Source organism: Nocardia sp. NPDC004654 (assembly GCF_040609595.1).
GTDB lineage: Bacteria > Actinomycetota > Actinomycetes > Mycobacteriales > Mycobacteriaceae > Nocardia.
This window is the reverse complement of sequence record NZ_JBEXKI010000006.1, coordinates 312,648-334,880: the sequence shown is the minus strand read 5'-3', so window position 1 is coordinate 334,880 and position 22,233 is coordinate 312,648. Positions and strand designations below refer to the sequence as shown.

At 69.8% G+C, this 22,233-nt stretch carries 19 protein-coding genes; 12 read left to right on the top strand and 7 right to left on the bottom strand.

Translation table 11 applies throughout. The features are described 5' to 3' along the window. The first annotated feature begins 37 nt into the window (after positions 1 to 37). Both ABZV58_RS22045 and ABZV58_RS22040 read left to right on the top strand, forming a co-directional pair. Positions 38 to 643 carry a pyridoxamine 5'-phosphate oxidase family protein gene (locus ABZV58_RS22045; protein WP_355002018.1) on the top strand — a complete coding sequence of 202 codons (606 nt, stop codon included), beginning with the start codon at positions 38 to 40 and terminating at the stop codon, positions 641 to 643. A gap of 49 nt (positions 644 to 692) precedes the next feature. Continuing rightward, the gene (locus tag ABZV58_RS22040) at positions 693 to 1,268 is read left to right on the top strand and encodes a TerD family protein (RefSeq protein WP_355002017.1); all 576 of its coding nucleotides are present in this window, start codon (positions 693 to 695) and stop codon (positions 1,266 to 1,268) included. Positions 1,269 to 1,287: 19 nt separating this feature from the next. Here ABZV58_RS22040 and ABZV58_RS22035 read toward each other — a convergent pair whose 3' ends face one another. From ABZV58_RS22035 to ABZV58_RS22015, 5 genes are all read right to left on the bottom strand, one after another. Then, positions 1,288 to 2,691 carry an MATE family efflux transporter gene (locus ABZV58_RS22035; RefSeq protein WP_355002016.1) on the bottom strand — a complete coding sequence of 468 codons (1,404 nt, stop codon included), beginning with the start codon at positions 2,689 to 2,691 and terminating at the stop codon, positions 1,288 to 1,290. Next, complete coding sequence (locus ABZV58_RS22030; protein ID WP_355002015.1) at positions 2,688 to 3,719, bottom strand: cysteine synthase family protein; 1,032 nt, start codon at positions 3,717 to 3,719, stop codon at positions 2,688 to 2,690. Before ABZV58_RS22030 ends, ABZV58_RS22035 begins: the two co-directional genes overlap by 4 nt. A gap of 103 nt (positions 3,720 to 3,822) precedes the next feature. After that, positions 3,823 to 6,096 carry a Y4yA family PLP-dependent enzyme gene (locus ABZV58_RS22025; protein WP_355002014.1) on the bottom strand — a complete coding sequence of 758 codons (2,274 nt, stop codon included), beginning with the start codon at positions 6,094 to 6,096 and terminating at the stop codon, positions 3,823 to 3,825. Next, the gene (locus tag ABZV58_RS22020) at positions 6,087 to 7,097 is read right to left on the bottom strand and encodes an ornithine cyclodeaminase family protein (protein ID WP_355002013.1); all 1,011 of its coding nucleotides are present in this window, start codon (positions 7,095 to 7,097) and stop codon (positions 6,087 to 6,089) included. The genes ABZV58_RS22025 and ABZV58_RS22020 overlap by 10 nt, the downstream gene beginning before the upstream one ends. Continuing rightward, positions 7,069 to 8,223, bottom strand: a complete 1,155-nt coding sequence (locus tag ABZV58_RS22015) for a TauD/TfdA family dioxygenase (protein ID WP_355002012.1) — start codon at positions 8,221 to 8,223, stop codon at positions 7,069 to 7,071. The genes ABZV58_RS22020 and ABZV58_RS22015 overlap by 29 nt, the downstream gene beginning before the upstream one ends. Before the next feature lie 407 nt (positions 8,224 to 8,630). On the opposite strand from ABZV58_RS22015, the gene ABZV58_RS22010 reads away from it, so the two are divergent. The 8 genes from ABZV58_RS22010 (at position 8,631) to ABZV58_RS21975 (ending at position 18,349) form a co-directional block, all read left to right on the top strand. Continuing rightward, positions 8,631 to 10,061 (top strand): ABC transporter substrate-binding protein, encoded by a 1,431-nt coding sequence (locus tag ABZV58_RS22010; RefSeq protein ID WP_355002011.1) that lies wholly within the window; start codon positions 8,631 to 8,633, stop codon positions 10,059 to 10,061. Then, on the top strand, positions 10,058 to 10,987 hold the full coding sequence (locus ABZV58_RS22005) for an ABC transporter permease (protein ID WP_355002010.1): 930 nt from the start codon (positions 10,058 to 10,060) through the stop codon (positions 10,985 to 10,987). The genes ABZV58_RS22010 and ABZV58_RS22005 overlap by 4 nt, the downstream gene beginning before the upstream one ends. Before the next feature lie 17 nt (positions 10,988 to 11,004). After that, positions 11,005 to 13,935, top strand: a complete 2,931-nt coding sequence (locus ABZV58_RS22000; protein ID WP_355002009.1) for an ATP-binding cassette domain-containing protein — start codon at positions 11,005 to 11,007, stop codon at positions 13,933 to 13,935. 97 nt (positions 13,936 to 14,032) lie between these two features. Beyond that, positions 14,033 to 14,758 (top strand): lytic murein transglycosylase, encoded by a 726-nt coding sequence (locus tag ABZV58_RS21995; protein ID WP_355002008.1) that lies wholly within the window; start codon positions 14,033 to 14,035, stop codon positions 14,756 to 14,758. Positions 14,759 to 14,882: 124 nt separating this feature from the next. Beyond that, complete coding sequence (gene eno, locus ABZV58_RS21990; RefSeq protein ID WP_355002007.1) at positions 14,883 to 16,169, top strand: phosphopyruvate hydratase; 1,287 nt, start codon at positions 14,883 to 14,885, stop codon at positions 16,167 to 16,169. A gap of 71 nt (positions 16,170 to 16,240) precedes the next feature. Continuing rightward, the gene (locus ABZV58_RS21985) at positions 16,241 to 16,885 is read left to right on the top strand and encodes a septum formation initiator family protein (RefSeq protein ID WP_355002006.1); all 645 of its coding nucleotides are present in this window, start codon (positions 16,241 to 16,243) and stop codon (positions 16,883 to 16,885) included. Then, positions 16,882 to 17,409 carry a DUF501 domain-containing protein gene (locus ABZV58_RS21980; RefSeq protein WP_355002005.1) on the top strand — a complete coding sequence of 176 codons (528 nt, stop codon included), beginning with the start codon at positions 16,882 to 16,884 and terminating at the stop codon, positions 17,407 to 17,409. The genes ABZV58_RS21985 and ABZV58_RS21980 overlap by 4 nt, the downstream gene beginning before the upstream one ends. Continuing rightward, positions 17,402 to 18,349: a Ppx/GppA phosphatase family protein gene (locus ABZV58_RS21975; RefSeq protein WP_355002004.1), complete on the top strand. Its 948-nt coding sequence runs from the start codon at positions 17,402 to 17,404 to the stop codon at positions 18,347 to 18,349. The genes ABZV58_RS21980 and ABZV58_RS21975 overlap by 8 nt, the downstream gene beginning before the upstream one ends. A 185-nt stretch (positions 18,350 to 18,534) precedes the next feature. Here the strand turns inward: ABZV58_RS21975 and ABZV58_RS21970 are convergent, their stop codons facing one another. Next, positions 18,535 to 19,092, bottom strand: a complete 558-nt coding sequence (locus ABZV58_RS21970; RefSeq protein WP_355002003.1) for a TetR/AcrR family transcriptional regulator — start codon at positions 19,090 to 19,092, stop codon at positions 18,535 to 18,537. A 106-nt stretch (positions 19,093 to 19,198) separates the two neighbouring features. On the opposite strand from ABZV58_RS21970, the gene ABZV58_RS21965 reads away from it, so the two are divergent. After that, positions 19,199 to 20,125 carry an alpha/beta fold hydrolase gene (locus ABZV58_RS21965; protein WP_355002002.1) on the top strand — a complete coding sequence of 309 codons (927 nt, stop codon included), beginning with the start codon at positions 19,199 to 19,201 and terminating at the stop codon, positions 20,123 to 20,125. Here ABZV58_RS21965 and ABZV58_RS21960 read toward each other — a convergent pair. Beyond that, a complete protein-coding gene (locus ABZV58_RS21960; RefSeq protein ID WP_355002001.1) occupies positions 20,101 to 20,568 on the bottom strand; it encodes an SRPBCC family protein in 468 nt (155 codons plus the stop codon). The two genes, ABZV58_RS21965 and ABZV58_RS21960, sit on opposite strands and share 25 nt — an antisense overlap. A 194-nt stretch (positions 20,569 to 20,762) precedes the next feature. Here ABZV58_RS21960 and ABZV58_RS21955 point away from each other — a divergent pair, with 194 nt between their 5' ends. Beyond that, positions 20,763 to 22,229 carry a peptide MFS transporter gene (locus ABZV58_RS21955; RefSeq protein WP_355002000.1) on the top strand — a complete coding sequence of 489 codons (1,467 nt, stop codon included), beginning with the start codon at positions 20,763 to 20,765 and terminating at the stop codon, positions 22,227 to 22,229. The last annotated feature ends 4 nt before the right edge of the window (positions 22,230 to 22,233 follow it).

Here is a 22,233-nt window from a genome sequence, read left to right as displayed (position 1 = left end):
GTGACACAACGCAAGCGGACGAACAGCAACCGCTTCGGTGAAAGAACCCAAGGTCCCGCCGGACAAACGGCACAGCGCCAGCGCGCATGTGTCCCAGCACCTTAGACTGCTATCAGTGCGACACAGCCCGTCGCGCGCGACGATCCATGAGGTGACGAAGATGGCAGCCGGAGCGAGCCCTGCGCAACGACAAGACCACTCGACCGATCATCCCGAACTGGACGTGTTGCCGGAATGGCCGCAGGAAACGATCGCCGTGTTGGTCACCACCGACCCGGCGCCGCATGCGATTCCGGTCTCCTGGCCGGTGCGCGCCGGTGACCGGCGGATTCTGATCAGCCTGAAGTTCGACCGTGGTTCGCTGGCCCGGCTGCGGGAACGGCCCGAGGTCGCGTTGCTGATCCTCGGCGGCGGCAATGTCGCGCTGTGCGCGCGTGGCACGGCCAAGGTGATCGCCGAACAGATGCCCGACGCCGAGGATTACGTCGCGGTGCAGATCGATGTCGCGGTGATCGACGATCACCGCCAGTCCGCGTTCACGGTGGACAAGAGCATCCAGCGCACCGTGCTCGACGCGAGCGAATTGCACGCTTTGCAGGGCCGCGTCGCCACGCTGCGCGGCTGGTCCGACGACCAGAACTGAACCGGTACAACGAGAAAGGCGGCGCCCGCGCGCCGTACGGGAAGGGATCATGAGCGTCACACTCGCCAAGGGCGGAAACGTTTCGCTGTCCAAGCAGGCGCCGAACCTGACCAAGGTCGCGGTGGGACTCGGCTGGGACGTGCGCACCACGACCGGTGCGGACTACGACCTCGACGCGAGCGCACTGGCCACCGGCCCGAACCTGAAGGTGCTCTCCGATCAGCACTTCGTGTTCTACAACAACCTGCGTTCGCCCGAGGGCACCATCGAGCACACCGGCGACAACCTCACCGGTGAGGGCGAGGGTGACGACGAGGTGATCAACGTCGATCTCGCGGCGACGCCGCCGGCGATCACCAACATCTTCTTCCCGGTGTCCATCCACGACGCCGACGCGCGGGGGCAGTCGTTCGGTCAGATCCGCAACGCCTTCATCCGCGTCGTCGACGCCACCACCGGCGCCGAACTGGCCCGCTACGACCTCACCGAGGACGCGTCCACCGAGACCGCCATGGTGTTCGGCGAGCTGTACCGGCACAGCGGCGAGTGGAAGTTCCGCGCCATCGGCCAGGGCTACGCGTCCGGTCTCGCGGGCATCGCCCGCGATTACGGCGTCAACATCTGAGCGGTCGGCCCCGGCGAGATCAGCTGGGGCTCGACAGCTTCTCCGGCAGGCGTTGCGGGTACGCGTGCGCCATGTCGTCGAGTAGACCGAAGTAGCGCCGCACCATGAGGACGGCGGTGGCGGCCAACCCCGCGGTGAGCCCCCACCAGACGCCCGCGGCGCCGAGGTGCAACGGGAAAGCCAGCAGCAGGGCGGTGGGCAGGCCGACCATCCAATAGCCGATCAGCGATAGTCGGAAACCCGCTTTGGTGTCCTTCAGCCCGCGCAGCAAGCCGGTGCCGATGTTCTGCGCGGCGTCGAAGAACTGCAACACGATGCCGATCAGCAGCAGAGTTCGAGCGATCTCGATCGTCGCGGTGTCGCCTGGCTCCAGGAACGGGCGCAGCACCGCGCCCGGCGCGAGCACGTACACCGCGCCGGTGATCGCGGCGACGATGCCCGCGTAGCGCAGCGCCAGCCAGGCCAGCGCCTTGGCGTGCTGGTATTCGTCGCGCGCCTCCGCGTGACTGACCAGGATGGACGCGCCGTGCGAGAGCCCGATCGCCACCTGGAACACGATGTAGATGATCTGGTAGACGACGTTGTGCGCGGCCAGCGCGGCCGGTCCGATGCTGCCCATCACGAGCGCGAGCACCGAGAACATGCCCGCCTCGGACCCGTAGGTGAGCGCGATCGGAGTGCCGAGCTTCAGCTCCGAGACCACCGTCGCACGGTGCACCGGCCACGGCCGGATCGACAGGGTGGGACCGAGTCGCGAATCGTGGCGCACCATCGCCCAGAACACGCCGAAGGTGATCAGGAAGACCAGCGAGGTCGCCACGCCGATGCCGGTCAGGCCGAGCGCGGGCAAACCGGCCCAGCCGTGGATGAAGGTGAGGGCCAGCCCCAGATTCAGCGCGACCGAACCCAGCGTCACCAGCAGCAGAGCCTGCGGACGCTGCATGCCCACCGTGTACTGGCGAAGCACCTGGAACCAGAGGCAGGGCAGCAGCCCAGGAGCCAGCGCGACCATGAGCGGCCGCGCGTCGGCGAGCACCCCGGCGTCCTGGCCGAGCCACTGCAACGACCAGCCGAGCCCGATGAGCACCGCGCCGCCGAGCAGACCGGCCACCGTCGCGATGAGGAAACTCGACCGGACCACCTCGCGCACCTCGCGGTCGGCGGAATCGCCGCGCTTGTCCGCCGCGCTCACCGCCGACGCGATCTGGTTGCCGGTGCCGGTGATCAATCCGACGCACATCGTCCGGATCTGGTTGAACAGCACGATCGCCAGGCCGCCCGCCGCCACCTGGCGCACGCCGAGGGTGCCCATCAGCGCGATGTTGGTCGTGGAGACCGCGATCTGGGCCAGCTGGGTCAGTGCGATCGGCGTCGCGAGGGCGGCGAGCCGACGACCGTCTGCGCGGAACTCACCCAGGTTCACCGCGCCTCCACCAACTGCTTTCGGCGGGCGGGGGAGTAGCGATCGAGCAGACCGAGCACCTCGCGCTCGGAGTCGGCGTCGAGCAGATCGCGTTCGTTCATCCAGTCGTCGTCGAAGACGGTGTCCAGGTACTTCTCGCCGCCGTCGCAGACGATGGTGACCACCGTCGAGCCCGCCGGGAACTGCTCGAGCCTGGTCAGCCCCGCGTACACCGAGCCGCCCGCCGAACCGCCCAGCATCAGGCCCAGCTTCTTGGCGACGGCGCGGGCGGTGGCGAAGGCCGCCACATCGGACACCTTCACGCCTTCGTCGAGCAGCGAGTAGTCGACCGCGGTGCCGATGGTGGCGCCGGGCGGCGTGCCCGTGCCGGATTGCCAATACGGTCCGCCAGGCCCGCCGAAGGCGATGGAACCCACCGGTTCCACCCCGATCACGTGCGGCGGACAGCCCAGCTGGCGCAGCCGGGTCGCGGTGCCGAACAGCGAACCGCCGGTGCCGACCGCCGAGAGCAGGATGTCGACCCGCTCCACGTCCTCGAGCAACTCCTCGGCGACGGCGTAGTAGCCGACCGCGTTGGCGTCGTTGTTGTGCTGTTCGGTGAAGTAGGCGTCGTCCTGCGCGGCGGCCATCGCCTCGGCGAGGTCCTCCCGCGCCGAAGTGGCCAGGTTGTCGTCGCCCTCGTCGGCGACGTACACCAATTCCGCACCCATCGCTCGCATCGCGCGCAGCTTGTCCTTACATGCGTGGTGGTCGACCACGGCGGTGAAGCGGTACCCGCGTTCGGCAGCAACCACCGCCAAGCCGAGCCCGGTGTTACCGGACGTGGATTCGATGATATGCCCGCCACTCGGCAGCAAACCGCGCCGCTCGGCGTCGAGCACCATCTCGCGCGCCATCCTGATCTTGGCCGCGCCCGTCGGATTGAACTGTTCGAGTTTGAGCAGCAATCGGGTGCCGGTCGCGGTGGTGGCCAGCTCGAAGAGCGGTGTGCGACCGATCAGGTCCGTCACGCGCGTGACGACAGGCATGAAAGTCTCCTATCCAGGGGCGACCCGGCTCAGGGATCGCCTGCCCGCGCTGCGAGGTTGCGGTGAGCGCGGTGCGATGGTGAGTTGTCGTTCTCGATGTTGATTACCCGGCGTCGAGCGTCCAGCGCAGCCGATCTTCCCGGCCGTCGGAGAGCACGACCTTCGGCGGGATCGGCAGTTCGTGGAAGGCGGACTCGTTCGAATCCATCTGATAGCCGGCGGTGTTCGGATAGACGAGCAGATCGCCCTCCTCGGCTCGCCTCGGCAGCGGGACGCGCCGCCAGCTGAGCATGTCGGATTCCAGACAGCTCGCCGCGCCGACGCTGGTCGGCGTCGGTTCGCCGGAGCTCGATGGCCAGAGCACCGGATCGGGCAGGTACTCGCTGTCGAACCACTGCTCGGACAGGCTGAGGCTGGTGCCGTCGACGGTGAGCAGCTGGTACGGCTGCCCGTCGGCGTGCCGGATCTTGCTGCCCTGCACACGGAAGACGGTGCTGCCCGCGCGATCGAGCAGCGCCCGGCCGGGCTCGACGGCCAGGCGAATATCTCTGTCGCGCAGGCGGCGAGCCAGGTCACCGTGGGCAAGGATCTCCGAGAGCATGGCGGGCCCCGGCGCGGGGAAGTGGTACGGGTAGTACGAACCGAACGACTTCCCGGCGTGGAACCACGACCGGTCGACGCCGTCGGTGAACTCGCGCCACGCGCGCTCCGGCACGTAGTCGACGCCGAATCCGCCGCCGATCGAGATGGTGCCGACGGGATGGCCGAGTTCGCGCGCCGCCGCGCAGCGGTCGATCAGGTCGGCGGCCTGCTCGGCTCGGGCGGTCGCGTCGTAGCCGGAGAGGTGAAAGCTGAAGCCTTCCAACTGAATCGGCTCCAGTCCGCGCGGTCCGGCCGCTGCGATCACCGACTGCGCCCGGTCCAGCTCGTCCTCGGTCATCCCGAACCGGCTGGCCGAGCCCGCGGGCAGCACCCGGAGCAGCACCCTCGCCGGATTCGCGGCGGAGGCGATCGCGCCGAGGCGGTCGAGCTCGCCGAGGCTGTCCACCGCGATCAGCGCACCGTGGCGCACGGCGAGCCACAGCAGGTCGTCGGACTTCGCCGGGCCGGTGACCATCAGTTCGCCACCGCGCACACCCGCCGCGAGCGCCGCCGTCAGCTCGCCGACGCTGGACACGTCGACGCCAGCGCCGTTCTCCGCGCAGGCCCGCGCCACGCACGCTGCCTTGTTCGCCTTCTTGCCGTAGTAGACGAGCCCGTCGACGCCCGCCCGCGCGAACGCGTCGCGGAAGCCGCGGATGTTCTCCGCCACCCGCGCGGGATACATCAGATGGAACGGTCCGCCGACCGCGAACGCGATATCGGCGAGCAGGTGCGGGTCGGCGAGCACCCGGCGCTCCCAGTCGTCGATGTGCGCGGGCATCGCGGGAGCCACGACGCCCGGTGCGCGCTCGGCCGGTTCGTCGGCGATCTCCTCGACGAGCAGCTCGAGGAAGACGTCGGAATCGGTGTCGTCCCAGTCCGGTTCGGGGTAGTCGTCGAACTCGTCGGGGTCCGAGGTGTGCGCTTCGCCGGTCGACTCCGCTTCGGCGTCCGCGGTGAATGGGACGTCTCCTTGCGGCGACATCGTGCCGTCCTCGAGCGCTGTCGCTTCGGTACCGAGTGCTGACGCACCCTCGTCGAGCGGACTCGCCTCGGCGTCCGCGGGGGACGGCGTTTCCGCCTGCGGCGATGTGGTGGTGGCCTCCAGCGCCGTCGCTGCGGTATTGACAGGCGACGAGTCTGCCTCGGGCGCCGCCGCCTCGGTATCGAAGGGCGACCCTTCAGGGGCCAGTGTCCGCGCATCGGTGTCGACGGGGTGCTTTACGCCGTGGTCGAGGGCGGATGTGTCGGCGTCGAGTTGTGTTGCCTCGGTATCGAATGGTGATCCGTCATCGCCGAGCCCGTGTGCTCCTGTGTCGAGCGGACTCGACTCGGCGTCCGCGAGGACCGGCGTGTCCGCGTGAAGCGGCGCGGTGGCCTCCAGCGCCCTCGCTTCGGCATCGGGTGGCGGCATGTCTGCGTCGGGCGGCGAGGAGGCGGCGCCGACCGGTGACGTTTCCGTGTCGGGCGGCGTTGTGCCGTTGCGGCGAAGGGCCGTGCCGGTCTCGGGCGGCGTGATCTGGTCGGACGTCTGCGGGTCGGACAGGATCGGCGGCGTGCCGAAGTCGGTTGGCGCCACGGTGTCCGCGAGGGCGTCGGCCGGGCGGGGCGTGGCATGTTCGCGGGTTCGGCTCCCGCGGGCACCGCCTCTCGCCTTGCGGGGCGCGGCGATGTCGAACAGCACCATGGCGTCCGGGTCGACGACCTCCGGCTCGACGGCGGCCTCTAATCCCACAGGGGCACCTCCGTGCCGCGGCCTTCGGCGATGGCGCGTTCGGCGAGCGCGTGCGCGACGGCGACGTCGGTGAGGACGAGGCCGCTGTTGTAGACGAAGATCTTCTCCTCGTCCGAGCGACGCGCCACGGCCCTGCGATTGAGGATCTGCGGCAGTTCGGCGTCGACCGCGCGCAGCGTGCCGTCCGGGCCGACCATGTCGGTGCCGGTGAGCTGCATCTGTTCGGCGCTCGTCGCCACCACCCGGTCCGCCTCGACCAGCGCCGACGGCGCGAGGCCGTAACCGACCAGCACGGCGGTCGAGCCGGGCGCGAGATCCTCGGCCTCCAAGGCCACTTCGGTGCCGGGGCCCGCGGTCGCCAGCACCACGTCGGCGTGGGCCGCGGCGGCGCGCGGATCGGCGACGGTTTCCAGCAGCGCCTGCGGATTGTGCTCGGCGAGCTGCTGATGCACCGCGGCGAGACCGTCCGGGTGCGTTCCGTACACCATCAGCTTGCGCAGCTGCGGATTCGCGGCGAGCAGATGCGGCAGCGCGTTGCGGCCCTGGGTTCCAGTGCCGATCAGCAGCACGCTCTCCGCACCGCGGCGCATGGTCTCGCGCACCAGCAGCGCGGAGACGGCCGGTGTGCGCAGCGCGCCGACCCGCGCGCAATCCATCATGGCGATGGGCGCGCCGGTGCTGTCGTCGTAGAGCGTGATGGTCGTGTAGTACCGCTTGGTGCTGCGGTCGTGGCCCGGATCGAACTTGTACGAGGTCTTCATGGCGACCACGCGCCGCCTGCCGTCGCGGCCGAGCATGGCGTAGGCCACCGACCAGCCGTCCGGATTGGCGACGCTCAATTTGCGCGGATTGTCCGAATCTCCCGCCGCGAAAGCCAGATACGCGTCTTCGACCGCACGCACCACGTCGCCCGGCGTGATGGGGACGTCGGCGAGGTCGCTTCGGCTCAGCACGCGCAGCGGCGTGCTCCGATCACGAGTGTTCAACGGTTCCTCGATCATCTGGTGTTGTGTCCCGCTCTGCATCCGCTCGGCCAGTTCCCATTCGGAACGGGGCGACTGTTCGTTGCCCGTAACCATTCTCATGGGCCTCGGCGGCTCGGCGCCGACGTTCGGGCAGGCGGATGTTGACCCGCTTGAGCCAGCGGTCGGTGCCGTCGTAACGCGCGGTGAACGGTACCCGACCGTGCACGGCTACGTCATTGTCCACCAGCAACAATTCGCCGGGCGCCAGGGCGGCGGTGTGGCACACCCGTTCGAGTTCCGCGGTGAGCCGGGCGTAGGCGGCGCGAAAATCGGGGTCCGCGTCGTCGAGCGGGGTGTAGGCCGGGTCGTAGCGCAGAGTCGGATCCGTTGTTCCCGAACCGGTTTCGGACTCGGACCACACCGTGGGGATAGGCGGCGGAGTGAACCGTTCGTGGCCGCTGCCGTAGGAGACGTCGGGCAGGATCGGCAATGTCGGGGTGCCTAGCAGCCGGTACTCGTCCTCGGTCAGTTCGACCTGCCGCACCGAGGACACGGTGGTGCCCACCATGTCCGGATTGCGTAGGCAGGCGAGCACAAGCAGGTTCGCGCGGTCGGGGTGGAAGGCGTCTTCGGTGTGCGGGCTGAGCAGCGTCTTGCTGCTCGCGCCGGACTGCTCGTCTTCGTGGCCCGGCGTGGGCACGATGTTGTTGACCAAGCGTCCGTCTTGTTGCCCGGACCAGCCGAACGGTTCCCCCGCGCAGCGCGCGAGCAGCAGCATGGCGACGTCGAGCTGAAAGGAGTTGCCGCGCTGCGGATCGCCGCTCCACCGGGCGGCTTCGCGCCAGCTCGGCGGCGTCGGACCGAACTCGTCGTCGGTCAACGGCAGCCCGCGCACGATGGTCGCGCCCGCGCGGCCCGCGGGCGGGCGCATGGCGAGCCGGACCGAGTCGGGCAGTTCGTGCGCGCCCGCTTCGACCAGCGCGATGAGCGCCGGATCGACCAACGTCCGCGTCATCGTGGCCGCGCCGCCGGGACGGCGGTGAATTGTGCTACAAATCTCACGCGCGAGCTCACGCACCGCACGCCCGGCGTCCGGGGGCAGCTCGCGTCGTTCGATGTCCTGCGGGTGAAGCGTCTTACGTTCGGAGAGAACGCTTTTCACCGGGGATTCCCTTCTTCGCATCGGGTCGAAAAGCGGGTGGGGACGATTCGATCTGCGAAGCTAGCGCTTCTCGTGCGCTTAAGCAAGGCTAACCTAAGCGAGTCGGGAAAATAGCGAAAACGTATCGAAAAGCCTAGGTCTGGCTCGGGGCGTGCGCCGGACATTCGTCGGCAACTGCCGCCCAGCGCTCGCGTCCGTGCGCTGATCGGCGGATACGCACTGGTAGGCAGTGTATTTAGGCTAGCCTGTCCTAGCCTTGTAGTGTCGGGTCTCGGACCCGCAGTGAACGATGAGGGAAGGCGGCACGGATGGGTTTCAACCGACGGCAACTTCTGCGCTCGAGCGCCGGAGTCGGAGCGCTACTTTTTGTCGCGGCCTGTACCGACAGTGTCGATCCGAGCGGCCCCGTGCGGCGCGGCGGAACCCTGCGTGTCGGCGCGCTCGGCACCGCGGCGCGCATCGAACGCGACCCGCACGCGAACCTCAGCAACGCCAGCGATTTTCTGATCACATCGCTTGTCTACGACGCATTGACCGTGCCGTCCGCCGAGCCGAATACCGCTGCGCGCCTTGCTACTTCGTGGGAGTCGGATGCTGCGCAGCGACGCTGGGCGTTCACCGTCGCGGAGGGCGCCACCTTCCACGACGGAGCGCCGGTTACCGCCGAGGACGTGGTGTGGTCGCTGCGCAGATTGCGCTCGGTGGGCGGCGCGTCGAAGATGCCCGTCGCGGCCGAGGACATCGCCGCCGACGGCCCGAACCGGGTCGTGCTCACCGTCCCGGAGCCGAATTCCCAACTGCCACTGCTGATTCGGCTGATGACGTTCACTGTGAGAAAGGACACTACGGACTTCACCAAGGCGAACGGCACCGGTCCGTTCCGGCTCGAGTCCTTCCAAGGCGGCAACGCCCGGCTGGTGCGCAACGAGAACTGGCACGGCGCGGGCGCGGAACCGCGACTGCCGTTGCTCGACGCCATCGAGGTGACGATGTTCGAAAGCGTGACGGCACTGGGTAATGCGGTGCTCGGCGGGCAGATCGATCTGGCGTCCAACGTCGGCGCGATCGCGGGCCGCACCGCGGAGGGTCGCGGTGATCTTCGAGTGGTGCGGCGCGCGAACGACACCATGCTCGGCGTGGCGATGCGCACCGCCGACGGCCCGTTCGCCGATCCGCGAGTGCGCACCGCGGTGCGGCTCGGCGTCGACCGAAAGGCGTTGGTGGATCAGGTGCATTCGGGCTACGGCACGATCGCCAACGACATAATGGGTACGGCGGACCCGACGTACGACGCGAGCATCCCGCAGCGCACGCGCGATATCGAGCGCGCGAAAACCCTGCTGCGCGAGGCGAATTTCGACACCGGACGCAGTTACCCGCTGGTGACCAAGCCGGAGGCGCCTGGCGAGGTCGAGTCGGCGAAGGTGATCGCCACCCAGCTCGCCGAGATCGGTCTCCGGTTGGACGTGGTCGAGCAGGAGTCCAACGCCTTCTACGACCGCACCTGGTTGCAGGCCCCGCTCTACACCGTCTCCTGGGGCACCAACGATTCGACGATGTTCTACGCGAGCAAACTCATGTCCAGCGGCTCCAATCGCAACGAAACCGCCTTCAAGGACACCGAATTCGATGCCGCGACGGCCGCGGCGCTGGCCGCCGCCGACCCGGCCGAGGTCGAAAAGGCCAGTCGCCGTGTGCAAGCCATCCAGCACGAGCGCGGCGGCTACCTGGTGTGGGGCATGGCCGACGGCATCGATATCGCCACCAGCGCGGTGCGTGACCTGCCGACGCTCGGTGGCTTCGGGCGGGTGCAGCTCGAACGGGTCTGGCTGGCGTGACGACCTTCGCCCGACTTCTGCTCCGGCGCGTCGCCCTGCTGCTCGCGCTGCTCGCCGCGGTGTTCGTGGCCGTGGATCTGTTGCCGGGCAATACCGCCCGCGCGGTCCTCGGCAGGGAGGCGACACCGGAGCAGGTCGCGGCGAAGGAGCGCGAACTCGGACTCGACCGGCCGATCGTCGTGCGGTTCCTGGACTGGATATCCGGTGTCGCGACCGGCGATTTCGGCCGTACCGCGCGCGGCAGGTCGATCAACGAACTGCTCGCGGCCAAGTTTCCGCCGACCCTGCTGCTCGGCGGCATAGCGCTGACGGTGACGGTCCTGGCCTCGGTGCTGATCGGCGCTTGGTGGGCGACGCGCTCCCGAGGCGTCGCCGCGCGGGTGTTGCAGCCGGGCAGCACGGTCGCGGCGGCCGTTCCCGAGTTCGTGCTGGCGACCTTGCTGATCATGGTGTTCTCGTTGGCGACGGGCTGGCTGCCCGCGGTCACCCTCACCGGCCGCTCCGGCTTCCCGGTGAGCGCGGACATGCTGGTGCTGCCGGTGCTCGCGCTGGCCATCCCGCAGATCGGCTGGAACACCCGGGTGGTGCGCGCCGCGCTGGCCGACGCCGCCCGCGCTCCGCACGTCGAAAGCGCGGTGCTGGACGGACTTTCGACACCGCACGTGCTGACCCGCTACCTGCTGCCGTTCGCCGCGCCGACCATCGTCGCCAGCTTCGCCACCACCGTCGGCATGCTGCTGGGCGGCGCGCTGGTGGTCGAGACCATCTTCAACTACCCGGGTCTCGGCGCGGTGCTCGCCGGGTCGGTGGCCGATCGCGACACGTCGGTGGTCGCGGCGGTGGTCGCGTTGTCGGGAGTGGTCATCATGCTGATGCTGGCGGTGGCCGACGGAATTCGCGCCTGGTCGTTGCGGGGACGGCGATGAGTTGGAGGGGGAATGCGATGACGCGGCTACGACTGCTGATGGTGCTGCCCGGTCTGCTGGTGATCCTGATCGCCGCGGTCGGCCCCGCGCTCGCGCCGCGGCCCGCCGAGCAGGCAGTGGGCATACCGTTCGCCGACCCGGGCGCCGACGCCCCGCTCGGCACCGATCGGCTCGGCCGCGATGTGCTGAGCCATCTGCTGTACGGGGGTTGGGGTCTGCTGCTGCTCGCCGCCGTGATCGCCGTGCTGGTGACGGCGGTGTCGAGCGTGCTCGGCGCGGTCGCCGCACTGCGGGCGCGGGTCGGTGCGGTGATCGAGACCGCGACCGATCTCGCGATGCTGGTCCCGGCGGTGCTCGGCATCCTGCTCGTCCTCACGACCTGGCCGGACGCGGGTGTTTACGGACTGATCGCGGTCGCGCTGCTGTTCGGAGCGCCGTACTGCGCACGGGTCTTCGCCGCCGCCGCGGCGGGCGTCGCGGCCACCGGCTACGTCGAAGCGGCGCGCGCGAGCGGAGAAACCCTCGCCCACTTGGTCTTTCGTGAGGTCCTGCCGAATCTGCGCGAAGTGCTCGCCGCCCAACTCGGCCTGCGCTTCGTCGCCGCCGTCTACCTGGTCAGCACCGCCTCCTTCCTGCACCTGCCCACCACCCTCGGCGCGAGCAACTGGGCGGTCATGGTCCGCGACAACGCCTCCGGCATGCTGCTCAACCCATGGTCGGTCCTCGCGCCGAGCCTCGCCATCGCCGTCGTCGCCGTGAGCGTGAACCTCGCGGTCACCGAATTCGGTCGCGGCAGACGGGTATCGGCGATGATCGATACGGCGGGTGTCCGGCAGGGTGACGGCCCCGGCCCGGCTGCGAGCACGGTGTTCGACGAGGGGACCGATGTCGCGGTGGGTTCGGCGGCCGCGAAGCTGTCGGAGGTCACGGGCCAGGACAACGGTCGTGATGCGATGTCTGGCGCGAGTGCCGTCTCGGAATCGGCGGCGCACCGCGAGAGTGCACCCTACGCAGCGACTTCCGCAGTCCCGCGTCCGATGCCCGAATCGCCCGTCGTCGCACGCGGTGGAGTCGGCGCCAGTCCGGCGCACTCGACGCCCGCTCGATCCGGGGCGGAATTGTCCGGCGACGGTGGCAACTCGCACGACGGCGGCAGCGAACCGGACGCGCTCGTGATCGTCGACGGCCTCTTCGTGCGAGGGCCGGCCGGGCAGGAGTTGGTCGAGCCTGTTTCCCTGCGGATGCGGCCGGGCACGGTAACCGCGCTGACCGGTCCGTCGGGATCGGGCAAGACGACCCTGATGCGGGCGCTGCTGGGCCACTTGCCGCCCGGAGCGGTCCTGACCGCGGGCACGGTCACGGTGGCCGAACAGAAGGTGTTCGCACTGGATCCGGCCGAGCTGCGGCATTTTCGGCGTACGCGCATCACCTACGTCGGCCAAGACCCCGGCTCCGCGCTGAATCCGCTCATGCGCGTGCGAACCCTGCTCGCCGAAGTCGCGCAGGATCGCTCCGAATCCGCCCTTGTCGAAGCCTTGGCGGCGGTCGGCCTCTCCGCCGAGCACCTGCGCCGCCGCCCGGCCGAACTATCAGGCGGTCAGCAACGCCGGGTCGCCCTGGCCAGAGCCCTGGTCCGCCGCACCGACGTTCTGGTGCTCGATGAACCGCTGGCGGGACTGCACGGCGCACTACGCTCCGAAATCGGCACCCTCCTGGGCGATCTCGCGAACCGCGGAACCACGATCCTCCTCTCCGGCCACGACACCGCCGCCATCCACGCCATCGCCGACCAGGTGATCGAGATCGGCACGCCTCCGCGCCGCACCGCCGCGCCGGATTCCCACGCGGACCGCCATTTTCCGCCGTGGCCCACCGCCGCGCCGCAAACCGACGCAGGTCCGCTGTTCGAAGGCATCGCCGAGGCGACAAACCGCACCGGCTCCGCGGCGCAGGATGGGGGTTGCACCGCCCGCGCCCACACGGATGCCGACACCACCGCGGCCGACAACGAGACCGCCGATGCCGATTCGTCGGCACGCCCGGACGCAGGCACTGCCTCCGCCGCTGCCGCGACAGGGCCGAACCTGCCGCGCGCAGACGGCAGCGAGACCGGACCGGATGCCCGCCCGCTCGAGGCATCCACCGCACGGCCGGACGCAGCGGCGACACAGTCGGCCGAACCGGAGACTGCCGCGCTCCGCGACCCACAGCCCCCGATCGCCCTGCGCGCCAGCGGAATCAGCGCCACGATCGGCGAACACCAAGTGCTCGCCGACATCGACCTCGCGCTCACCGCGGGCTCCGCGCTCGCGGTCGTCGGCGCGTCCGGTGCGGGCAAGACCACCCTCGCCAGGGTGATCGCAGGTCTCCGCGCCGCCGAGGGCGGTTCGCTCCTCGTGGCGGACAATCCGATCGAGATCGGCGGTAAGCGGCGAATCGGGCGCGGCGGCAACGGCATTCAACTCGTTCCGCAGAACCCGATGTCCGCGCTGAACCCGCGTCGCACCGTCGCCCAAACCCTCGGCAGGCCGCTGCGCCGTGTCGCGCGCGTCCGGAAAAGCGCGGCACCGCAACGGATCACCGAACTACTCGACGCGATGGAGCTGCCCGCGGCATTGGCGGCGCGGTACCCGCACGAACTGTCCGGCGGCCAACGTCAGCGGGTGGCGCTCGCCCGTGCCCTCGCCGCCGAGCCCTCGGTGCTGATCTGCGACGAGATCACCTCCGCCCTGGATCACGCGACCGCGGCCTCGATCATGGCCCTGCTGGACCGGATTCGCGCCGACCGCGGCACCGCCCTGCTGGTGATCACTCACGACATGAATCTGGTGGCCGGACACTGCGCCGAACTGGTCGTGCTCGATCGGGGTCGCATCGTCGAATCCGGCCGCACCGCCGAAGTACTCGCCAATCCCGTCGAACAGGCCACCCATGATCTGCTGGTTTGAGCGGTGACGCGCGCCTCACCGCTGCCCGCGAACGACCGCGGGTGATCTTCGCGACGGGCGAAACGGGAGCACCGCCGCGGATCTGGATGATGGAAGAGTGCTCCCGAAGAAGACCGGCGCCGTCGCCGCCGCACTGCTGGCCCTGGTGCTCGCCGGTTGCGGCATCGGCCCCGATCTGCCGCCCATCCCGGAAGGTATTCCGCCCGGCCCCGGCTCCCCGCTGCCGCTGATCGACGTGGACGGACCCGGCCGCACCGCACTGCAATTGCGCGGCTGGGCGGGAGACCAGGCCGACACCCTCGGCATCCCGCATGTCGCCCTGGAGGCGTACGGCTATGCCGCCGCGGTGATGGCCAGGTCGCGGCCCGGCTGCGGCATCGCGTGGACCACCCTCGCGGGCATCGCCAGCGTGGAGAGCAAGCACGGCACGCACCGCGGTTCCGACGTCGACGATCACGGCACCGTCGTCCCGCCGATCATCGGCATCCCGCTGGACGGCTCACCGGGCGTCGCGCTGATCCGCGACACCGACGGCGGAAGACTGGACGGTGACCAGACCTACGATCGCGCGGTCGGTCCGTTGCAGTTCATCCCGGAAACCTGGAAGCGCTGGGGCGTCGACGCCAACGGCGACGGCGTGATCGACCCGCAGAACATCGATGACGCCGCGCTCACCGCCGCGCGCTACCTGTGCGCCAGCGGCGGTGATCTCACCTCCGAGCGCGGTTGGCAGCAGGCGCTGATGACCTACAACCAGTCCACCCGCTACCTGCTGACCGTTCGTGATCGTGCCGCCGCCTACAGCGTCGGCCGCCGGGTGTGAGCGCCTGACCGCACCGGTGCCCCGGAGTGCCGGTTACCTCGTACGCGGCGGGGGCGCTAGGCTCGGCACCGCACGGCCCATCCGTGAGACCTACCGTGCCAGCAGCCGAAGGAGTGTCGTTTTCGTGGCCATCATCGAACAGGTCGGAGCACGCGAAATCCTGGATTCGCGCGGTAACCCCACTGTCGAGGTCGAGATCGCCCTCGACGACGGCACGCTGACCCGCGCCGCTGTCCCGTCCGGCGCCTCCACCGGTGAGCACGAGGCCGTCGAGCTGCGCGACGGCGGCGACCGCTACCTGGGCAAGGGCGTGCAGAAGGCCGTCGAGGGCGTCCTCGACGAGATCGCGCCCGCCGTCATCGGCCTGGACGCGGTCGAGCAGCGCACCGTCGACCAGGCGCTGCTGGACCTGGACGGCACCCCGGACAAGTCCCGCCTCGGCGCGAACGCCCTGCTCGGCGTCTCGCTCGCGGTGGCGCGCGCCGCCGCCGAGTCCTCGGGCCTGGAGCTGTTCCGCTACCTGGGCGGTCCGAACGCGCACGTGCTGCCGGTCCCGATGATGAACATCCTCAACGGTGGCGCGCACGCCGACACCGGCGTCGACGTCCAGGAGTTCATGGTCGCCCCGATCGGCGCGCCGACCTTCAAGGAGTCGCTGCGCTGGGGCGCCGAGGTCTACCACGCGCTGAAGTCGGTGCTGAAGGCCAAGGGCCTGGCCACCGGCCTGGGTGACGAGGGCGGCTTCGCCCCCGACGTGGCGGGCACCCGCGAGGCGCTCGACCTGATCAGCACCGCGATCGCCAAGACCGGCCTGAAGCTGGGCAGCGATGTCGCGCTGGCGCTGGACGTCGCGGCCACCGAGTTCTACACCGCGGGCAGCGGTTACAAGTTCGAGGGCGCGGTGCGCACGGCCGCCGAGATGGCCCAGTTCTACGCCGACCTGCTCACCGCCTACCCGCTGGTCTCCATCGAGGACCCGCTGTCGGAGGACGACTGGGACGGCTGGGTCGCGCTGACCGACCAGATCGGCGACAAGATCCAGCTGGTCGGCGACGACCTGTTCGTCACCAACCCGGAGCGCCTGGAAGAAGGCATCACCAAGGGCGCGGCCAACGCGCTGCTGGTGAAGGTCAACCAGATCGGCACTCTGACCGAGACGCTGGACGCGGTCGAGCTGGCGCACCGCAACGGCTACAAGACGATGATGTCGCACCGGTCCGGCGAGACCGAGGACACCACCATCGCCGATCTCGCCGTCGCGGTCGGCAGCGGCCAGATCAAGACCGGCGCGCCCGCGCGTAGCGAGCGGGTCGCCAAGTACAACCAGCTGTTGCGCATCGAGGACGCACTGGGCGACTCCGCCCGTTACGCGGGTGACGTGGCGTTCCCGCGCTTCGCGTTCGAGGGCTGACAGCCGCGGTGCGAGCGACGGGCCCGGAGGGGCAACCCGCGTGAGCACCGCAATTTGATACAGGGAGCGGCATGACCGAGCGACGTGCGCGTGGGACCAGTCCGGCCGGACGCGGGGACCGCCGCACGTCGCGCGCCGCTCGATCACGCCCGAGGGCGGGCGCGGACACCGAGACCGCGGCCCGCCCCGCCGCGGTCAAGCGCACGCGCAGGCGCGGCGAGACCGCGGAGAAGAAGGCGCGACCGCGCAAGATAGCCCCGCGCGCGGGGTCGGACAAGCACGAGCGCACCATCCTCGGCTTGTCCACCGGCAAGGCGGTGATTCTCGCGGTCGTGGTGTGCGCGCTGGCGCTGACGCTCTCCGTGCCGATGCGCACCTACTTCAGCCAGCGCGCCGAGGCCGCGCAGCTGGCCCAGGAGCGCAGGGAGCTGGAGGCCGATCTGGCCCGGCTGCGGGATCGCCGTGCGCAGCAACAGGATCCGGCCTACATCCGTTCGGAGGCCAGGGACCGGTTGCGGCTGGTGATGCCGGGGGAGACGCCCTACATCGTGCAGGTGCCCGGTATCGAAGCGCCGCCGCGTCCGGCCGCGCCGCCGCGGTCGAAGGCGCCCGACCCGTGGTACACGGATCTGTGGCGCACCCTCTCCGAACCGCAGCCCGCGCCCGCAGCCGAATCGACGACGCCCGCCCCGCCAGGACCGGAAGGACCCAGGTGACCGCACCGACAGACCGCGATCTCGAGATCATCGCCGAACAGCTCGGCCGTGCGCCGCGCGGCGTGCTCGCCGTCGCCTACCGCACACCGGACGGGCTGCCCGCGGTGGTCAAGACCGCGCCGCGGCTGCCGGACGGCACTCCCTTCCCGACGCTGTACTACCTGACCGATCCCCGGCTGACCGCCGAGGCGAGCAGGCAGGAATCGGCGGGCGTGATGCGCGAGATGACCGAGCGCCTTGCCCGCGATCCGGAACTGGCCGCGGCCTACCGTGCCGCCCACGAGAGCTACCTGGCCGAGCGGAACGCGATCGAATCCCTCGGCACCGATTTCACCGGCGGCGGCATGCCCGAACGGGTCAAGTGCCTGCACGTGCTCATCGCGCACAGCCTGGCCAAGGGGCCCGGCGTCAACCCGTTCGGCGACGAGGCGGTGGCGCTGGCCGCCGATCACGGACTGCGCGGCACCGCCATCCCGGCCGACTGGCCGACATATCAGCCCGAGGACGGAGCACACCATGAGTGACCGGGTCGCCGCCATCGACTGCGGGACGAACTCCATCCGACTATTGATCGCCGACGTGCTCGAGAACGGCCGCCTCGCCGACGTGCACCGTGAGATGCGGATCGTGCGGCTCGGCCAGGGCGTGGACGCGACGGGTTCGCTGGCGCCCGAGGCGATCGAACGCACCAGGGTCGCGCTCGCGGATTACGCCGCGATGATGCGGGAGGCCGGTGTCGCGCGGGTGCGGATGGTCGCCACCTCCGCGACCCGCGACGCGTCCAACCGCGAGGACTTCTTCGCCATGGCCCGCGCGGAACTGGGCACCGTGGTGCCTGGCGCGGAGGCCGAGGTGATCACCGGCGACGAAGAGGCGCGTCTGTCGTTCACCGGCGCGATCGGCGAATTGTCCAGCGCGGCAGGTCCGTTCGTCGTCGTCGATCTGGGCGGGGGCTCCACCGAGCTGGTCTTCGGCGACGTGGACGGCGTGCACGCCGCGTTCTCCGCCGACATCGGCTGCGTCCGCATCACCGAGCGCTGCCTGCCCGGCGACCCGCCCACCGCCGACCAGGTCACCGCCGCCCGCGAATTCGCCACCGAGCGGCTCGCCGAGGCCTTCGCCAAGGTGCCCGTCGAGAACGCGCACACCTGGGTCGGCGTCGCGGGCACCATGACCACGATCGCGGCCGTCGCCCTCGACCTGCCCGAATACGATTCGGAGCGGGTGCATTTGACCGCGCTCACGCTGGACCAGGTCCGCGAGGTCTGCGACCGGCTGATCGGGATGAACCACGACCAGCGCGCCGCGCTCGGCCCGATGCACCCCGGGCGGGTCGACGTGATCGGCGGTGGCGCCGTCATCACCGAGGTGCTCGCCTACGAACTGTCTCGGCGCGCCAACATCACCGAACTGATCGTCAGCGAGCACGACATTCTGGACGGCATCGCGCTGTCCATCGCCTGATCGGCGTCGGACAACCGCCCGCCTGATCGGCTCGACCGCTCACCCACCCGAAGCGCCGCAGCCGTGAGCCGAGCCCTGCGCAGCTGCGGGCTGGCGGCGAGAGCTTTTGGACGGGCGCGGGCCCGGTGCGCGCGGTGCGTCCGGTGCCGGGCGCGGGCCTCGCCGCGCGGGCGCGCATCGGGCGCCTATTCGGCTCGCGCGCGCGGTGATTCGATCAGCAGCAGCGCGGCCGAGCGGAGGTCGGCGCGCGGTCCCTCGCCGTACAACTCGCTGAGCGCGATCTCCGCGACCATCGCGACCAACAGGTGGGCGATCGCGCCCGGATCGGGCCAGCCGATCGCGACGAGGTCGGGTTCGATCGATGCCGCGACGAGCTGGTTGCGGGCGTGCACCTCGTCGAGCAGGTCGGTGTCGGTGCGGGATTGGGCGAGAAAGGCTTTCGTCCCCTTGGTCGCGAGGCATGCGTCCAGGTAGGCGACAACGCCGACACGCAACCGCTCCGGTCCGGGTGGCAGATCGGCGATCGCGGTGGCGACGGTCTGCGTCAGCTCGTCGTGATAACGGCGATGCAGCGCGACGACGTAGCTCCGCCGATCCGAAAAGTGATGGTAGAACGTGCCTTTCGCCATTCCGGCGAGCTCCACGACCGCGTTGATCGATAGTCCGCGCAGCCCCTTGTCCTCGGCGACGCTGGCTCCCGCGGTCAGCAGGGCGGTGCGACCTGGCTCGGCCGGACGTGGCATACGGGTCCCTTTCGTCGTCCCTCTATCGCAGATCCTACCGACCCGCTACGGTGTGACCGACCGGTCGGTCACGACGGACCGACGGTACCTCACGAGGAGATCGACCATGCGAATTTCCCGACGATGGATCGCGGTGCTCGCGGCCGCGGTGGCCATGGTGGCGGGCTGGCCCGCGGGTCCGGCCGCGGCCGAGGAACTACCGACCTACAGCTATCTGTCCGGACTCGCCGCCCAGCTCACCGGCCCGAACCAGGCCCCGCCGGGCGCCAACGACTGGTCCTGCCGACCGAGCGACGCGCACCCGAATCCGGTGGTGCTGCTGCACGGGCTGAGCAACGACACCATCACCTGGAACACCCTCTCCCCGGTGCTCGCCGCCGCCGGATACTGCGTCTTCTCCACCACCTACGGCACCGGCGCGCTCGGCCCGATCGGCGCCGTCGCGCCGGTCGCGGACAGCGCGCGGCAGATCGCGGACTTCGTCGACCGGGTACTGGCCGCGACCGGCGCGCGGCAGATCGATCTCGTCGGCCACTCGATGGGCGGCGCGATCCCGTTCTACTACCTCAATCACCTCGGTGGCGTGCCGACCATCGATGACTACATCGCGTTGGCCGCGCCGCTGCACGGATCGACGCTCAGCGGCACCGACGCGCTGTTCTCCTCGGTGCTGGACGCGTTCGGGCTGCGCGAGGAGGTCGCCGAGCGGTGCGGCCCTTGTCAGATGTCGCCGGGATCGCCGTTCCTGGACGTGCTCAACCCCGACCCCGCGATCGCCCCGGACATCGACTTCACGACCATCGTCACCCGATACGACCAGATCGCCACGCCGTACACCACCGGCCTGCTCGACGGCCCCAATGTCCGCAACATCGTCCTGCAGGACCTGTGCGCCACGGATTACACCGAGCACTACGAACTGACGGCCGACCCGGTGGCCGTGCGCGAGGTGTTGAACGCGCTCGACCCGGCCGCCGCGCGACCCGCCGATTGCGCGGTGGTGCTGCCCTACGTCGGGCCCGTCGGCCGATAGCGCTCGTCGGCACGCCCGACGATGAGCGCGGCCAGCCGGTGCAGCGACTCCTGGTTGCGCGGCCGCAGCGCCGCCCGCTGCAATTGGCTCGGCAGCAGCTTGCCCGGCCCGCTCATGGCGTGCTCGGTCATCCGAATGTGCGTGGTGCCGGGCTGAATTTCGGAGAGTTCCAGCAAGATTCGGGCGGATCCGACCGGCCACAGGCGGGCCTCCAGCTCGATCATCCGCGGTGGGTCGACGTCGCGGACGGTGGTGTGGTCGCGCACGTTCAGCGGCCACAGACCGACGCTGTGGTGAATCCGGGTGCCCACATCGGGCCAGCCGGGGTCGACCTGCCTGATGTGGGAGGCCCCGACCACCCAGCTGGAATACAACCAGCCGTCGGCTAGGACGGCGAAGGCCTGCTCGGGGTCGACCGGCACGGTCAGTTCGGCATCCAACATGTGCGCATCGCTTCCTTCCGGCTCCGACTGTCGCGTTGCTGGGATCTCGCTCGTCCGTCTCTTCAGGGTAGGCGGGAACCTCTGCCGTCGCCCGGCAATGCGCCTCCGCTATCCCTGCCGTGGGCAAACGCCGCCCCAACGTGTCGGAACGGGTGAGTTGCTGCACAGTTGCAATTTGTGTCAAGGTGCTGGGCATGTCCCAAGTAGTGGAATCCGAGCGGCCGATCCCGGCTCGGACTCTGTTCGGCCATCCGATCGGGTTGGCGAACCTGTTCGGCGTGGAGCTGTGGGAGCGTTTCTCCTTCTACGGCATGCTCGCGATCCTCGGCTACTACCTGTATTACTCGGTGACCGACGGCGGCCTCGGGCTGGCGCAGAGCACCGGCGTCGGCATCGTCGGCGCGTACGGCGGTCTGGTGTACCTGTCCACCGTGCTCGGCGGCTGGATCGCCGACCGGCTGCTCGGGATGGAACGAACCGTCTTCTACGGCGGCGTGGTCGTCATGGCCGGGCACATCGCCCTCGCCGTGCTGCCGGGGCTGACCGGGGTCGGGGTAGGTCTGGTCCTGGTCGCGCTGGGCAGCGGCGCGCTCAAGGCGAACGCCTCCTCGCTGCTCGGCACGCTCTACCCGAAAGACGACGCCCGCATCGACGGCGGTTTCACGCTCTTCTACCTCGGCATCAACATCGGCGCGTTCACCGGACCGCTGCTGACCGGCCTGCTGCAGACCCACCTCGGCTTCCACTACGGCTTCGGCGCCGCCGCCCTCGGCATGGCGCTCGGCCTCACCCAGTACGTGGTCTTCCGGCGCAACCTCGGCAGCGCGGGCCGCGAGGTGCCGAATCCGCTGCCGCGCAGTGCGATCTGGCCCGCTGTCGGTGTGGCGCTCGGTGCCGCGGTGATCGTCGTCGTGGTCTTCGCGACCGGGCTGGTCACGCTGGAGACCCTGCCCGAGGCGACGACGGTGGTGATTGCCGTCGCCTCGCTCGGGTATTTCGCCGTCATGCTCACCAGCGCCAAGGTCGCACCCGTCGAGCGCAGCAGGGTGCGGGCGTTCATCCCGCTGTTCCTCGCCAACGCGGTGTTCTGGTCCTTGTTCCAGCAGATCTTCACGGTGTTGGCCGTCTACTCCGACGAGCGGATGGACTGGACCATCTTCGGCTGGACCGCCCCCTCCAGCTGGATCGGCTCGGTGGAGCCGGTGTGGATCATCACGCTCTCGCCGCTGTTCGCGCTGCTGTGGACCAAGCTCGGCAACCGCGCGCCGAGCACGCCGCGCAAGTTCGCGCTGGGCGTCGTCGGCATGGGTCTGTCGTTCCTGCTGTTCGTGCCGCTCGCCGGATTCGACGACAAGTCCGTGCCCGCGTTGGCGGTTCTGGTGATCATGGCCGGGTTCGCTATCTCCGAGCTGTTGCTCTCACCGATCGGGCTCGCGGTCACCACCCAGCTCGCCCCCGAGGCGTTCCGGGCGCAAATGATGGCGTTGTACTTCTTTTCCGTCGGTATTGGTACGTCGATGTCGGGCGTTCTTGCTCGTTTTTACGCCCCTGAGCACGAAGTCGCCTACTTTGGCATCACCGGGGCCGTGGCGATAGCGGTGGGACTGATCGTCGCGGCACTGGGACCGTGGATCAGTCGCTACATGGCCGGCGTCCACTAGCAAA

Coding starts and splice junctions, on each gene's coding strand:
- ABZV58_RS22020 (WP_355002013.1), bottom strand. CDS start 7,097: ATGATCGAGGAACCGTTGAACACTCGTGATCGGAGCACGCCGCTGCGC.
- ABZV58_RS21965 (WP_355002002.1), top strand. CDS start 19,199: ATGCGAATTTCCCGACGATGGATCGCGGTGCTCGCGGCCGCGGTGGCC.
- ABZV58_RS22040 (WP_355002017.1), top strand. CDS start 693: ATGAGCGTCACACTCGCCAAGGGCGGAAACGTTTCGCTGTCCAAGCAG.
- ABZV58_RS21955 (WP_355002000.1), top strand. CDS start 20,763: ATGTCCCAAGTAGTGGAATCCGAGCGGCCGATCCCGGCTCGGACTCTG.
- ABZV58_RS21985 (WP_355002006.1), top strand. CDS start 16,241: ATGACCGAGCGACGTGCGCGTGGGACCAGTCCGGCCGGACGCGGGGAC.
- ABZV58_RS22030 (WP_355002015.1), bottom strand. CDS start 3,719: ATGCCTGTCGTCACGCGCGTGACGGACCTGATCGGTCGCACACCGCTC.
- ABZV58_RS21970 (WP_355002003.1), bottom strand. CDS start 19,092: ATGCCACGTCCGGCCGAGCCAGGTCGCACCGCCCTGCTGACCGCGGGA.
- ABZV58_RS22000 (WP_355002009.1), top strand. CDS start 11,005: ATGACGCGGCTACGACTGCTGATGGTGCTGCCCGGTCTGCTGGTGATC.
- ABZV58_RS21975 (WP_355002004.1), top strand. CDS start 17,402: ATGAGTGACCGGGTCGCCGCCATCGACTGCGGGACGAACTCCATCCGA.
- ABZV58_RS21960 (WP_355002001.1), bottom strand. CDS start 20,568: ATGTTGGATGCCGAACTGACCGTGCCGGTCGACCCCGAGCAGGCCTTC.